We start from the raw sequence: 12,592 nt of genomic DNA on the forward strand, positions 1-12,592 counted from the left end.
CTGGAGCCGGCAACGCGCTGAGCGTGGGACATTGCGCGGCTCGGTAGCGTGTCGTACGGGCCGGCGGTGATTGGCACCGGGCCCTGGCAAGCGGCCGCCTGGCGCACTCAGCCCAGCAACTCGCTGATCCAGCGCACCTGCCGGGCCATGTCCTGCACCTTCTCTTCGGGCACCGCCTGTGCCCGGCTGAAGTTTTCCAGGGTGCGCTGTTTCAGGCGCAGCAGGCGCTGCCATTTGGCCAGGAACGCCGGGCTGCGGGCCTGCAGTTGCAGAGGGCCGAAGTACAGCTCCCGGGGGCTGTAGCTCACCGGCCCTGTGCGCTCGGCGACGATGATTTCGTAGTCGAAACGGTTTTCCCGCAGCACCTCTTCACACAGGATGCGGTAGCCGTTGTCCATCAGCCACTGGCGCAGGGGCTGCTCGCCCCCGTTGGGCTGCAGGATCAACCGCTCCTGGCCATTGAGGCGCGCCTTGCCGGCTTGCAGCAGGTCGCGGATGGTCTCGCCACCCATGCCGCACAGGCTGATGGCGCTGATGGCGTCGCCCGGTTCGATCGCCGCCAGGCCATCGGCCAGGCGCACGCTGACCTGCTGCTCCAGGCCGTTGTCGCGCACCGTGCGCCGGGCCGCGTGGAACGGCGTCAACGCCACCTCTCCGGCCACCGCCGCGCTGATGCTGCCGCGCAGCAGCAAGGCCACCGGCAGATAGCCGTGATCCGAGCCGATATCGGCCAGGCGTGCGCCGGTTGGTACATGCGCCGCCACGCGCGCCAGGCGCATGGACAATGTCTGCTGATTCAACTGCTACCCCTTTTCACCACCAAGGTCCGGCACCTTGTGCCGGATCGGGGGGCGATTCTGGCGAGCAATGCCGGGCATTTCAAATTTATGCGACCGGGGCCGGGGATGCGGGTGCCGCAAAGGCCCGCTCCGGACAGGGTCGAAAGCAGCGTCCTCCATGGCGGGTTTCTGAGCGCAGGCAGACCTTCGTTGCTGGCCGCGTGCAACCTGGTCAGTGATAGACTGCGCGCCCACTTGGGAGGTGAAAAAATGCTGTGTCCGGAATGTGAACAAGGCGAAGTAACCCAGGTTCAAGTGCGGGCAACGCAGGAAATCCTGCACCTTTGCCAGGAGTGCGAGTTGCTCTGGCTCAGCGCCGAGGTCATTGGTACCGAGCCTTTCAACAGCTTCACGTCCTACATGGAGGAACTGGGTTTACCACCGCTCTGGAGCTCGCTGTATGTGCTTGAAGCCGAAAAGATCACCAGTCCTCAGGCACGGAAATACCTGCGTTCGGTCGGCTCGATCTAGGTTGCTCGAGCCACAACGACGATTGCCTCCCCCACACTCTGAAGCGCAAGAGATGAACTACCAACTCTGGATGGAACCGGATGACTGCCAGACCTTCTGTCTGAGCGGCCCACAGGGAAACACCGCACGCAAACTGCTTCACCCCGACGCCCGGCTTGTGTGGGAAGTGGAAGCCCCCAGCCACTTCGAAGCAATGACCCGGTACTACGCGTACATGCAGTGGGGCGAATACAAGAGCGACCTTCCCGAACAGGAGCCCATGCCTTGAACACCGCCCAGCAGGTGGGCATAGCCCCCGAGTTCATCATTCTGCAAACCGACCATTGGGTGCTCAATCATCACCTGTCGTCCGCCCTGCCCGGCTACCTGATGCTGGGCTCGCGATCCCGGGTCAATTCACTGGCCGAGCTGCCCGAGAGCGCCCTGACGGAGTTGGGGGGCCTGCTCGCCAGGGTGCAGAAAAACCTGGAGCTGCAGCTCAAACCCAAGTGGCTGTACATCAGCCGGTTCGGCCATGCCCCCGGCTACCCCATCCATTTCCACTTTATTCCGGTGTACCCCTGGGTCGAGGAGCTGTTCTGGAGTGATCAGCGCTACCGGCTGCTTGAAACTTTCGCCCATGAGGAAAACGCCCTGTCACTGACTGACGGGGCGGAACTGACCCTGTTCATCTGGCGCGAATTCGGCGAAAACCCGCAACCGCCGGCCATTCAAGGGCCCTCCATCGAACAGGTCATCAAAGGCTTGCGCAGCGCCTTCAACTAGCAATGGCCCGTGGCGCTGCGCGCTGTTCTCCGCGCCCCAAGGCAAGCCCCCTTACCTGGCGGTTTTCTTCAGGGAAACCGGGATGCCCCACACCAGGTCTTCCATGCCGGTGTCCCCTTGCAGGCGGGTTTTCATCGGTTCGATACGCGCCAGCACCCGGCGGCCTGTGTCGTTGACATTCGCCAGCTCCTTGTCGCTGAACTTCTTGACCAGTTCCACGGGGGCCGGCCTCACGTAGACCTGGATATCCCGCAGTGCGCATTTGATGTTCTGCGGGTCGATAGCCTTGCAAGTCTTCTTGTCGTAGCTCACGGCCGGGGTTTTCAGGTGGAAGCGGTCGCTGAGCAGTATCTGGCCGGGCTGGATACTGAAGGCCAGGGGCGCGTAGGCGTCGGGGATCTGTGCCTTCAACTTGACGGACTGGACATCACGGATCTTGGTGCCTTCGGTCCAACCGCCTTCCGACACCTGCCGGCGCGTGTTGTATTGCTGCTCTTGCCAGGCCACGCACTGGCCGGAGGCGACATGCACGGTACTGCAGACATTCTGGGTGTGGGTGGTATCCGCGTAGGAAGCGTCGCGCCAGTATTGTTCCTTGACGAACTGGCGATACAGCACCGCAGACATGTCCACCGAACCACGGGCACTGCTGGCCGGCTGGCCCTTCGCGGCGCCTACCTGGGCCAGGCTGCTGTCGATCCTGTAATCAATGCCGCCGGACATCAGGTAGGTTCCCGGCGGGACGATGTGCACTTCAAGGAAGTCCCAGAGAAATACGGTTTCCTTGATTTTCTCCAGGTCGTTATTGGCGAAGGACTGCATGTAGCCCTGGCCCGGCTGGTCCTTGTTGCTGAAGATCACGCGATGGGAATAGCTGGAGAGGTCGGTCACGCTCTTGTTGGGCATGAGCGCCGGCACCAGCACCACGGACATACCGTCCCGGGTCGCGCCATCGATGGTTTCCAGGAGCTGGTTGGTCGGGTTCTGCGTGGCGCTGCCATTGAGGTCGGAACTGCCCAGCGGGGCACAGGCACTCAAGAGCGTGACTGAAACCAGAACAGCCAGGGGGCGGAGACGCTTTACCAGGGTCTTCATTGGATATCCTTATCTGTAACGCAGCGAGGGCCAGATCCCTTTGGCAATACCGCTCAGGTCAGGGGCGAGTGCCGGCCAATGGGGGCGAAAGCGGCCTACTTTACTGCGTCGACCCGCCGCAGTAAAAGGCCGGTGCGGCAAGGCCGCACCTTGCTGCCTGGTCCGGAGAAGGCCGCCCGCATCCTAGAACTTCGCCTGCATCCCCACCCGCAGCGTGCGCCCCGGTGCCGGCATGAAGCTCTGCGCCAGCGGGTCCAGGTAGTAGCGGTCGGTGAGGTTCTGCAGCGACACGTTGAGGCTGGCGTCTTCCTTCAGTTTGTAGTTGAGGAACAGATCGAACAGCGCCACTTCGCGGTAGTTCAGTTGCGGCGTGGTGGCGCCGGTCTGCCAGGGCTTGTCGGCGGTAACCGTGGGGCCGGAGGTGTAGGTGATGCGCGTACCGAGGGTCAGGCTCTGGTCGAAGAAGCGCAGGCCAGTGGTCAGGTTGCCGGCAAAGCGTGGCGGGTTCTGGGTGTTGGTGTAGGAGCCCATGAAGCTGCCCGGGGTGCAGTCCGGGGTGTCGGCGGTTTTCTGGTAGGGATTGCTGGTGGCGCGCAGGGTGGCCGCGAAAGCCGCGTCGCAGGTTTCGGTCTTCAGGTAGTAGGTGGACGACAGGTCGGCAAACACCCGCCCGGCATCGTAGCGGGTCTGCAGTTCCAGGCCGCTGGTTTTGTAGCTGTCGGTGTTGCTGAAGCGCATCAGGCCCCACAGGCCCGGGCTCGGGTCGTAGTAGCGGGTGATGTAGTTCTTGATGGTGTTGTTGAAGTAGGCCAGCTTGAACGCCGCCGAGTCGTCATCCACCAGCAGGCCCTTTTGCAGGGTGCTGGCGCCGATCTCCCAGTTGCTCGAACGCTCGGGCTTGAGGCCCTTGCCGGGCATCGTCTGCTGTACGCCCTGGCTGGTTTCGAACAGCGACGGCATGCGAAAGCCCTGGGTGTACGAGGCATACACGAAGGTGTCCGGCAGCACTTCGATATTGATACCGAAGGCCGGGGCAAAGGCGCCACCGCTGTTGCTGTTCTTGCCGGAGTAGTTGTAGCCGGTGACCACCTCGCCGACCTGGGACGGATAGACCGTGGAGTCGGTGGCGCCAAAGTCGTTGTAGCGCACGCCCTCGAAGGGGAAGTTGGTGTTCTGGAAGACGATGCCGTTGTTCAGGCGCGGGTCGGTGGCGTCGGTGTACTGGCCGTTCTGGTCGGGGAACCACATCATGTTGCCGGAATTGTCGCCGTTGGAAACCCGCAGGTAGCGCAGGTCACGTTCCTCGCGACGCGCCGTGGCCGTGGGCACGTGATCCTTGCTGCGATAGTGGGTGTAGCGCCCGCCGCCCCACAGGGTGAGGCTGTCCACCGGCTTGTACTCCAGCTTGCCGTTGAAACTGAACTCCTGCCGCGAACCTTCGCGCAGCATGCGGTTGGCGTTGATATCGTCCTGGGTGGTGGCCACGCTTTTCTGCGGACGCAGTTCCTCCAGCTGGAACGAGCTGCCCAGGTCCAGCTTCAAGTCGCCGTAGCGGGTCTCGAAACGCGAGGTATTGGCCAGGCCACCGCCCACCCGGCGATCGGCCTGGCGGCTCCAGTTGCGGTCCGAACGGTAGGCCTGGGATGCCGGCGCCGAGACGGCGGTCAACTGGCTGGTCTGCGCATCGGTCATCCACAGGTCGGCGCTCAGGTCCACCAGCGGGTTGCCTGCAGGCAGGTAGTTGTAGCGCGCGGTGTAGGTGTCGATCTGGGTGTGGCCCAGGGGGTACTGGTAGATGCCACCAGTGCCGAAACGGAAGATGTCCGAGGGCATGATCTCGCCGATACGTCCGTCGTAGCGCCGGTAGCCCAGGTCGAACGTGTGGCCGTCCGCCGGGCGCAGGGTGGTCTTGAGCAGCCAGGATTCGGTCTTCGACGAGGAGTTCAGCACCTCTTCCCCGGCGTTGTAGGTGGTGGCGACGCTGGTCTCTTCATCGCCGTAACGGTCATAGGTGCGGTAGCGATCCTGGCCCTTCTTGCCGGCGAAATAGTTGCCCTGGTTGCGATGGGCGTAGGCCGCCACCACATCGAAGAATTCATGGGAATAGGCGAACGCGGCACTGCCGGCCTCGGCCTCCGAGCCGAACAGCCCGCCGCGGCTCTGATGCGGCTCCGAGTACAGGTCCTGGGTCTTGGAGTGCGGATCGCGGGAGGCCGGGGCCACACCGTTGTTCCAGACATCACCCTTGAGGCGCAGGCCGATATTCTGACCGTCCTTGAGGATGTCGCCGACCCCGAGGGTGCGCATCTTCACCGTGCCGCCTATGGCACTGGAGGTCAGGCTCGGGCCCTTGTCGATGGCGATGTCGCTGATCATGTCCGGGTCGATGTAGCTGCGTTGCTGGGTCCCGGCATAACCGCGATAGACATCCAGCGCCTGCTGCGAACCGTCCACCGTCACCGCCACCCGGCTCTGGCCCTGGATGCCGCGGATGTTCACATCCAGGCCGCCGCCATTGCGGCTGTCACCGACCTGGACCCCGGGCTGGCCCTTGAGCATGTCGCCCACCGACACCACGCCAAAGCGCTGCATGTCGTCGGCAGAGATGTACACCGATGAACGCGGTGCCCGGTACACCTCTTCCTCGTCAGGATTTTCGCCCTTGACCTTCTGGGTCGGCAGCGACACCGCATCAAGGCGCAGGCGCAAGGCATAGCCGCCGTCGGCCTGGCGCACGTAGCCCAGGCCAGTGCCCGCCAGCAGCTGGTTCAAGCCCGCCTCGGTATTGAAATCCCCTTGCAGGCCCTGGCTGGTCTTGCCTGCGGTGAGCAGCGCACTGCCGGCCATGCTGATGCCCGCCTCGGCGCCAAAGCGCGACAGCACCTGGTCCAGGGGACCGGCGCCGATGCTGTAGTGGCGCTCGCCGGCAGCCAACACCACTTCACTACAGAGCGGCTGCAAACCGAGCAACAGCAGGCCGAAGGTATGGGTACGCAAGACACGAGCAGGGAAAATCATGCAGGGCTCCTAGGGATCGAAACCCACCTGTGCCGGTGGGTAATACCTGAAGGCCAAGCCAGATCGAAAAAACTATCGCGCCGGTGAAAAAAAAGTTTCAGGCCGGCACCACGGTCACCCAGTAACGGGTTCTTCGCTCGATGCGCACCGGCAAGGTATTGGCTACCAGGGCCAGGGCGGCATCGGTGTCGTCCAACTGGAAACTGCCGGTTACGCGCAGGCCCGCCACGGCTTCGCTGCAACGCAAGAAGCCCGGGCGATAGCGCGACAGCTCTGCCAGCAACTGATCCAGGCGCATGCGCTCGGCGGGCAGGATGCCGCGCATCCAGGCCTGGGCCAGAAACGTATCGATGGGGCTTGGCCGCCCTGCTCCCCGGCCATCGACTCGGGTTTGCCAGCCGGCCTGCAACGCCAGCGGTGCTGGGTGCTGCCGTGCGCTCACCTGCACCAGCCCGCGCAACACCGTCACCTGGGTGCCCAGGCGATCGTGACGCACCAGCAGGTTGGCACCACGGCTATAGAGCACCGCATCCGGGGTCGACAGTTGCAGGGATGCAGAGCCCGCCGGGGTGTCCAGGGCCAGTTCGCCCTCGATCAATTGCAGGCTGCGCTGCCGGGCGCTCAGGTCCAGGTTCACCGCACTGGCGGTGTTCAGCCATAGCGAGCCACCGTCGGCCAGGGCCCAATGGCGTCGCTCGCCGACGCCGGTGCGATAACTGGCCAGGGCTGAGCGCACCAGGGTGGAATCCGCCCCCTGCCAGGAAATGCCCCCCAACAGCCCCAGGGCCAGCAGGCACTTGAGCACCTGTCGCCGTCGCTGCGGATCGGCGCCCGCCGCTTGCAATGCCCGGCGCGCCGTGGCATCGGCCAACAGATTGGCCCCTGGCTGCAACATCAGCGGCAGGCTGCTGACCCGCTGCCACGCGTATTCATGCTCGACGCTGGCTTGCCGCCACTGCTGCAGGGCCTGATGGTCCGCGGCGCTCATCAGCCCGGACTGCATCCGCACCAGCCAGTCGATGGCGTTGTCCCGCACTCGGGGATCGACCGCAGCGCCACTCATTCAAAACGGCTCGCGTAACAGACACTGAAGGCCTTGCCCATGGCCCGCTGCACCTGGGCCACGGTCAAGCCCAACTGCGCGGCGATCTGCGGATAGGTCAGGCCATCGAGCTGGGACAGAAAGAAAATCTGCCGCACCCGCGACGACAACCCCACCAGCAGCGAATCCAGCTGCAACAGGGTCTCGATCATCAGATGCCGCTCCTCCGGCGAAGGCTCCTCCCCCACCGGCCGCGCCGTCAGGGCTTCCAGATAAGCCCGCTCGATCGCCTGGCGGCGCCAGCGATTGATCAGCAGGCCGTTGGCAATGGTGGCCAGGAACGCCATGGGCTGGCGCAACTCACGCACATCCTCCTGGGAGCGCAGCACCCGGATAAAGGTGTCATGGGCCAGGTCCTCGGCATCGGCACTGTGCCCGAGGCGCCGGTGCAGCCAGCCCCGCAGCCAGCCGTGATGGTTCGCATACAACTGGGCGACGGGCGAAGAGAGGCTGTGGTTGTGCATGGCAGATTCGCATTAATGATAATGCTTCTCATTTTATGGTTTTGCGATGCACGTTGTACAGGGTGGGAAGCCGGCGATTGCCGCAAGGGAATGGGCCCACCCTCCCACATCCGGCTGCCGGGGACGGGCGCCAAGCGAGCATTTCAGAGCTTTTGCGGGTGCGCCCGGCACTTCTCGCAGGCACATCCCGCCCGCTCTTCGCGTCGCAGAATCAGGAAGTCTGCCGGTCGATGTCGCGCCGAAGCACCACAGCCGTGGTGATGTCCTCGACGGACTCGTGACTGGCTACGGCATCCCGGACTCGGTTCAGATCATCAATGGTGCGTGATTCGATCTCGATCACCAGGTCGAGCTGGCCACTGACCGAAGAGATGCGTCGCACCTGGGAGTGCTGGGCCAGCATGTCCAGCAGGCTGATGGCCGGCGTGCGTTTCAGGCACACCAGAAACATGGCGCGAATCACGTTGGCGTCGATTTCGCCAATATCCGCCCGGTAGCCCCTGATCACGCCATTGCGCTCAAGGTTGAGGACACGCTCGCTGGTGGCGCTTCTGGACAGTCCGATTCTCGCGGCCAGGGCCTTCAGGGCAATCCGCGCTTCTTTAGACAGAATGTCCAGTATTTCGCGATCTTTCACGTCCAGGTCGCGCATCAAGACTCCTCACTTTGACTACCGAATTTGTGCCGGTCGATTCCGACAATATGCAGGCCAACGCCGACCGCATACCTACTGCCGTCAAGGATTTCGCATGCCAAGCTAACTGAAAACAATAACTTGGAAAACCATTACCATGACCAACCTTTCCCATCCCGCCCCGCAGTTCTCGCCCCGCGAGGCCGAACAACTGGCCGAGCAGCTTTTCAATGTCGTCGCCACGGCCTCGCCCCTGGATGGCGAGCGCGACTGCAACTACCGGTTGAACACTGCAAGCGATGCGGGGTGGATTCTGAAGGTGGTCAATTCGAGTGAACCGCGTACTGAAAGCGAGCTGCAGACGGCCATCCTCAGCCACCTCGCCAGCTACAACCCCGAGCTTGCCGTGCCGCAGCTGAAGAAGAGCCTTGCCGGTGGCTTCCTCGCCTCGGCCGTGGCGCCCTCCGGTGAAACCCATGCGGTGCGCCTGGTGAGCTGGCTGCACGGCACTCCCCTGGCCGAGGTCAAGCGCACCTTCGCCCTCATGCGCAGCCTGGGCCAATCGTTCGCCGACATGGATCGTGCGTTGCAGGGCTTCATGCATCCCGGTGCGGTGCGCGACCTGGACTGGGACCTGCGGCACGCCGCGCGCTCCAGATCGCGCCTGCATTTCGTCAAGGACCCTGGCCGACGAGCCATTCTGGAGCGCTTCATTTCCGCGTTCGAAAACACGGTGCAACCCAGGCTTGCGCGGTTGCGCACGCAGGTCATTCACAATGACGGCAATGACTGGAACATCCTCGTCGACCCGCAGACTCATCAGCAGGTCTCGGGCATCATCGACTTTGGCGATGCCGTGCATACGGTGCTGATTGCCGAAGTCGCCATCACCTGCGCCTACTCCATTCTCGACATGGAGGACCCCATCGGCGCGGCCGCCGCCCTCACCGCCGGCTTCCACGAGCGCTACCCGCTGCAGCCGCAAGAACTGGACGTGCTGTTCAACCTGATCGCCATGCGCCTGGTCATCAGCGTCACCTTGTCGGCCTCGCGCCACGAGCAGACCCAGGACAACCCTTACCTGGCCATCAGCGAAGCCCCGGCCTGGCGCCTGCTGGAAAAAATGGACCGCATGAACCCGCGCCTGGCGACGGCGATCCTGCGCAAGGCCTGCGGCTATGACGCGATAGAAGGCGCCGGGGCGGTTCGCCGCTGGGTGGATGAAAACCGCCACGCCTTCGCGGACATCGTGCATCCGGCGGCGGCGACCCTGAACAAGGCCATTGTGCCGTTCGCCGATGCCGCCCATGTGCTGACGGTCGCCTCCGCCGAGCAGCGTCCGGCAGAGGCGGCGAAATGGTGGAACGATTTCGCGGCTGAACATCAAGTGCCACTGGGCATCGGCCCCTGGGGCGAAGAACGGACCATCTACACCGATGCGGCATTTGAATCGCGCTTCATTGCAGGGCAACGTCGGATCATTCACCTGGGCGTCGACTTGATCATGCCGGCCGGAACGCCGCTGTACACACCGCTTGCCGGCGTAGTGCGCAGCGTCGAGGTCGAGCGTGAACCGCTGGGCTATGGCGGCTTGATCATGCTTGAGCATTCGCCTGAGGGCTGCCCGCCGTTCCTGACCCTGTGGGGGCACATGGCCCACGAAGCGCTGACCCGCCTCAAGCCCGGGGACCGTCTTGAGGCGGGTGCCCTGGTGGGCCACATGGGCGCGGACACGGAAAACGGCGGCTGGCTGCCCCATGTGCACTTCCAGATGTCCACCGATACCCAGCTGCAAGCGAGCGAGTTCATCGGCGTCGGTGAGCGCGCCTACCTTGAGGTGTGGGCCGACCTGTTCCCGGATGCATCGACCCTGGCCGGAATCCCTGCGGAAACCTACAGCCAGGAAGGCAGAAGCAAAGCAGAGATCGTGGCCAAGCGTAAACAACTGCTGCTGCCCAACTTGTCGATTTCCTACTCGGACCCGATCAAGTTCGTACGCGGTGATGGGGTCTGGTTGATAGACAACTTTGGCCGGGCCTACCTGGACTGCTTCAACAACGTCTGCCACCTGGGCCACTCCCATCCCGACGTGGTGCAGGCCCTGGCGCGCCAGGCTTCACGCCTGAACACCAACACCCGCTACCTGCACGACAACATCGTGGAGTACGCCGAGCGGCTCACCGCGACCTTGCCCGAAGGCCTGGCGGTGGCCTCCTTCGGCTGTTCGGGCAGCGAAGCCAATAGCCTGATGCTGCGCATGGCGCGCAATCACACCGGGCGCAACGATGCCATCGTGCTGGACTGGGCCTACCACGGCACCACCCAGGAGCTGATCGACCTCAGCCCCTACAAGTACAAGCGAAAGGCCGGCAAAGGCCGTGCAGAACACGTATTCGAGGCGGCCGTGCCGGATGCCTACCGCGCTGCGGATCACTGGCCGGTCGAGGAGCTGGGCAAGCGTTTCGCGCAAAGTGTCGCCGAGCAGATCGATAGCATGCGCAAGCAGGGCCGGGCCCCGGCGTTCTTTCTCGCGGAGTCCATTCCCAGCGTCGCCGGGCAACTGTTTTTCCCGGAAAACTACTTGCAGGAAGTCTATGCAATGGTGCGTGCCGAGGGCGGCCTGTGCCTGGCCGATGAAGTCCAGGTCGGCTTTGGTCGAGTGGGCAGCCACTGGTGGGCCTTTGAAACCCAGGGCGTGGTGCCCGATGCGGTGTCCATGGGCAAACCCATTGGCAACGGGCACCCGATGTCGGCAGTGGTGACCACCCGCGAGATCGCCGACAGCTTCAACAATGGCATGGAATACTTCAACACCTTCGCCGGCAACCCGGTTTCCTGTGCCGTGGGGCTCAGCGTTCTCGATGTGATTGAACGCGACAACCTGAAACTCAACGCACTGACGGTGGGCAACTATTTGCTCGATGGCTTTCGCACGCTGCAGCAGCGCTACGATGCCATTGGCGACGTACGCGGCCTGGGGCTGTTCCTCGGGATTGAACTGGTCACCGATCGCAAGAGCAAGGCTCCCGCTACGCAACTGGCCAGGAAGGTCGCCGATGGTGCCCGGGAGCGCGGAATTCTGATCGGCACCGAAGGCCCCTACGACAACGTACTGAAAATGCGCCCCTCGATGATTTTCAGCCAGAAGAATGCCGACTTCCTGCTTGAGGTCCTGGACGAAAGCTTCAAGGCGGCACTGCGCTAGAGCATCAGGATCGAGGCCGCAGCGCCCCAAACCGGGCTGGCCGACATAGTGTCGGCCAACTCCGGCAATGTGTCCGGCACGCGGACACCTTGCCGGGTGCTTTGCGCAATGACCTGTGCAAAGCTTTTCCCGAGGCCAGGGTGAAGAGCCCACAACAAAAAATAATAATTCTTCAAAGGTGCCATCCCATGCTAACCAGAACGCTCAAGGGTCTGCTTGCCGCATCCACCGTCGCCGCCGCGGCGCTCCTCTGCCCCGCAGCCGCTCAGGCTGATGACTTGCAATCGATCCGGGAATCCAGAGAGATCCGCATCGCCATGAGCGGGCAATACTCGCCCTTCAGCTTTGCCAACGAGCAGAACCAGATCGTCGGCTTCGACGCCTCCATCAGCGAAGCCCTGGCCCAGCGGCTTGGGGTGAAGGTCAGCATTGTCACCACGCCCTTCGACGGGATCATTGCCGGGCTCCTGGCCAAGAAATACGACGCCATCATCGCCTCCATGACCATCACCCCTGAACGCCTGAGGGCCGTGGATTTCGTCGGCCCCTACTACCATGCCGGCCGCACCATCGTGGTGAAGGAAGACTCGCCGATCAACAGCCTGGCTGACCTGAAGGATGTGACGGTGGGCGTCACCCTCGGCGATGCCCACGACAAATGGGCCAGGGCGCGCGGCAACCTGAAGGTCAAGACCTACAAAGGGCTTCCCGAGATGCTGGTCGACCTGGAAGCCGGGCGCCTCGACGCGCTGGTGATGGACAGCGCTCCGGTACTGGTGGCCGTCAAGGAAACCGGGCAGAAAGTGCGCATCATCACGCCACCCGACAGTGACGGTGGGGTTGAAGGCATGGGCATTGCGCTGCGCAAGAACAACCCCGAGCTCAAGGCAGCGATGCAGCAGGCACTGAACGAGATGCTCGCCGATGGCAGCTACGAAAAGATCTCGATGAAGTGGATCGGCAAGGACATTCGCTGACTCCTCTTCAGCCTGGCTCGAC

At 63.4% G+C, this 12,592-nt stretch carries 11 protein-coding genes; 5 read left to right on the plus strand and 6 right to left on the minus strand.

Annotated features, from left to right (window positions below; translation table 11 throughout):
* Window positions 1-107: 107 nt before the first annotated feature.
* The gene (locus AC1RCO_RS26625; protein WP_026022876.1) at window positions 108-800 is read right to left on the minus strand and encodes a tRNA (adenine(22)-N(1))-methyltransferase; all 693 of its coding nucleotides are present in this window, start codon (window positions 798-800) and stop codon (window positions 108-110) included.
* Here AC1RCO_RS26625 and AC1RCO_RS26630 point away from each other — a divergent pair.
* From AC1RCO_RS26630 to AC1RCO_RS26640, 3 genes are read left to right on the plus strand one after another with little or no spacing between them, the layout of a single operon-like run.
* A complete protein-coding gene (locus tag AC1RCO_RS26630; RefSeq protein WP_492618204.1) occupies window positions 753-1,310 on the plus strand; it encodes a hypothetical protein in 558 nt (185 codons plus the stop codon). The two genes, AC1RCO_RS26625 and AC1RCO_RS26630, sit on opposite strands and share 48 nt — an antisense overlap.
* A 52-nt stretch (window positions 1,311-1,362) precedes the next feature.
* Entirely contained in the window at window positions 1,363-1,578 is a 216-nt protein-coding gene (locus tag AC1RCO_RS26635; RefSeq protein ID WP_019095014.1) for a hypothetical protein, read from the plus strand.
* A 14-nt stretch (window positions 1,579-1,592) separates the two neighbouring features.
* On the plus strand, window positions 1,593-2,075 hold the full coding sequence (locus AC1RCO_RS26640) for an HIT family protein (RefSeq protein ID WP_492618218.1): 483 nt from the start codon (window positions 1,593-1,595) through the stop codon (window positions 2,073-2,075).
* Between the two features lie 51 nt (window positions 2,076-2,126).
* Here the strand turns inward: AC1RCO_RS26640 and AC1RCO_RS26645 are convergent, their stop codons facing one another.
* The 5 genes from AC1RCO_RS26645 to AC1RCO_RS26665 form a co-directional block, all read right to left on the minus strand.
* Entirely contained in the window at window positions 2,127-3,170 is a 1,044-nt protein-coding gene (locus AC1RCO_RS26645) for a hypothetical protein (RefSeq protein ID WP_103291264.1), read from the minus strand.
* A gap of 183 nt (window positions 3,171-3,353) precedes the next feature.
* Window positions 3,354-6,188, minus strand: a complete 2,835-nt coding sequence (locus AC1RCO_RS26650) for a TonB-dependent receptor (RefSeq protein WP_492618205.1) — start codon at window positions 6,186-6,188, stop codon at window positions 3,354-3,356.
* Window positions 6,189-6,285: 97 nt separating this feature from the next.
* Window positions 6,286-7,251: a FecR domain-containing protein gene (locus AC1RCO_RS26655; protein WP_053157719.1), complete on the minus strand. Its 966-nt coding sequence runs from the start codon at window positions 7,249-7,251 to the stop codon at window positions 6,286-6,288.
* Window positions 7,248-7,754 (minus strand): sigma-70 family RNA polymerase sigma factor, encoded by a 507-nt coding sequence (locus AC1RCO_RS26660; RefSeq protein ID WP_220224158.1) that lies wholly within the window; start codon window positions 7,752-7,754, stop codon window positions 7,248-7,250. The genes AC1RCO_RS26655 and AC1RCO_RS26660 overlap by 4 nt, the downstream gene beginning before the upstream one ends.
* Window positions 7,755-7,965: 211 nt before the next feature.
* Window positions 7,966-8,406: an Lrp/AsnC family transcriptional regulator gene (locus AC1RCO_RS26665; protein WP_011060662.1), complete on the minus strand. Its 441-nt coding sequence runs from the start codon at window positions 8,404-8,406 to the stop codon at window positions 7,966-7,968.
* A gap of 139 nt (window positions 8,407-8,545) precedes the next feature.
* On the opposite strand from AC1RCO_RS26665, the gene AC1RCO_RS26670 reads away from it, so the two are divergent.
* Entirely contained in the window at window positions 8,546-11,593 is a 3,048-nt protein-coding gene (locus AC1RCO_RS26670; protein WP_492618206.1) for an aminotransferase class III-fold pyridoxal phosphate-dependent enzyme, read from the plus strand.
* Between the two features lie 188 nt (window positions 11,594-11,781).
* Entirely contained in the window at window positions 11,782-12,570 is a 789-nt protein-coding gene (locus AC1RCO_RS26675) for an ABC transporter substrate-binding protein (RefSeq protein WP_492618207.1), read from the plus strand.
* The last annotated feature ends 22 nt before the right edge of the window (window positions 12,571-12,592 follow it).

This window comes from Pseudomonas sp. GW823-FHT03E05 (genome assembly GCF_058796855.1).

What these genes read in the sequence shown, in the direction of transcription:
- AC1RCO_RS26630 (WP_492618204.1), top strand. Translation starts at nt 753, where the DNA reads ATGCGCCGCCACGCGCGCCAGGCGCATGGACAATGTCTGCTGATTCAA.
- AC1RCO_RS26665 (WP_011060662.1), bottom strand. Translation starts at nt 8,406, where the DNA reads ATGCGCGACCTGGACGTGAAAGATCGCGAAATACTGGACATTCTGTCT.
- AC1RCO_RS26660 (WP_220224158.1), bottom strand. Translation starts at nt 7,754, where the DNA reads ATGCACAACCACAGCCTCTCTTCGCCCGTCGCCCAGTTGTATGCGAAC.
- AC1RCO_RS26675 (WP_492618207.1), top strand. Translation starts at nt 11,782, where the DNA reads ATGCTAACCAGAACGCTCAAGGGTCTGCTTGCCGCATCCACCGTCGCC.
- AC1RCO_RS26645 (WP_103291264.1), bottom strand. Translation starts at nt 3,170, where the DNA reads ATGAAGACCCTGGTAAAGCGTCTCCGCCCCCTGGCTGTTCTGGTTTCA.
- AC1RCO_RS26655 (WP_053157719.1), bottom strand. Translation starts at nt 7,251, where the DNA reads ATGAGTGGCGCTGCGGTCGATCCCCGAGTGCGGGACAACGCCATCGAC.
- AC1RCO_RS26650 (WP_492618205.1), bottom strand. Translation starts at nt 6,188, where the DNA reads ATGATTTTCCCTGCTCGTGTCTTGCGTACCCATACCTTCGGCCTGCTG.
- AC1RCO_RS26670 (WP_492618206.1), top strand. Translation starts at nt 8,546, where the DNA reads ATGACCAACCTTTCCCATCCCGCCCCGCAGTTCTCGCCCCGCGAGGCC.
- AC1RCO_RS26635 (WP_019095014.1), top strand. Translation starts at nt 1,363, where the DNA reads ATGAACTACCAACTCTGGATGGAACCGGATGACTGCCAGACCTTCTGT.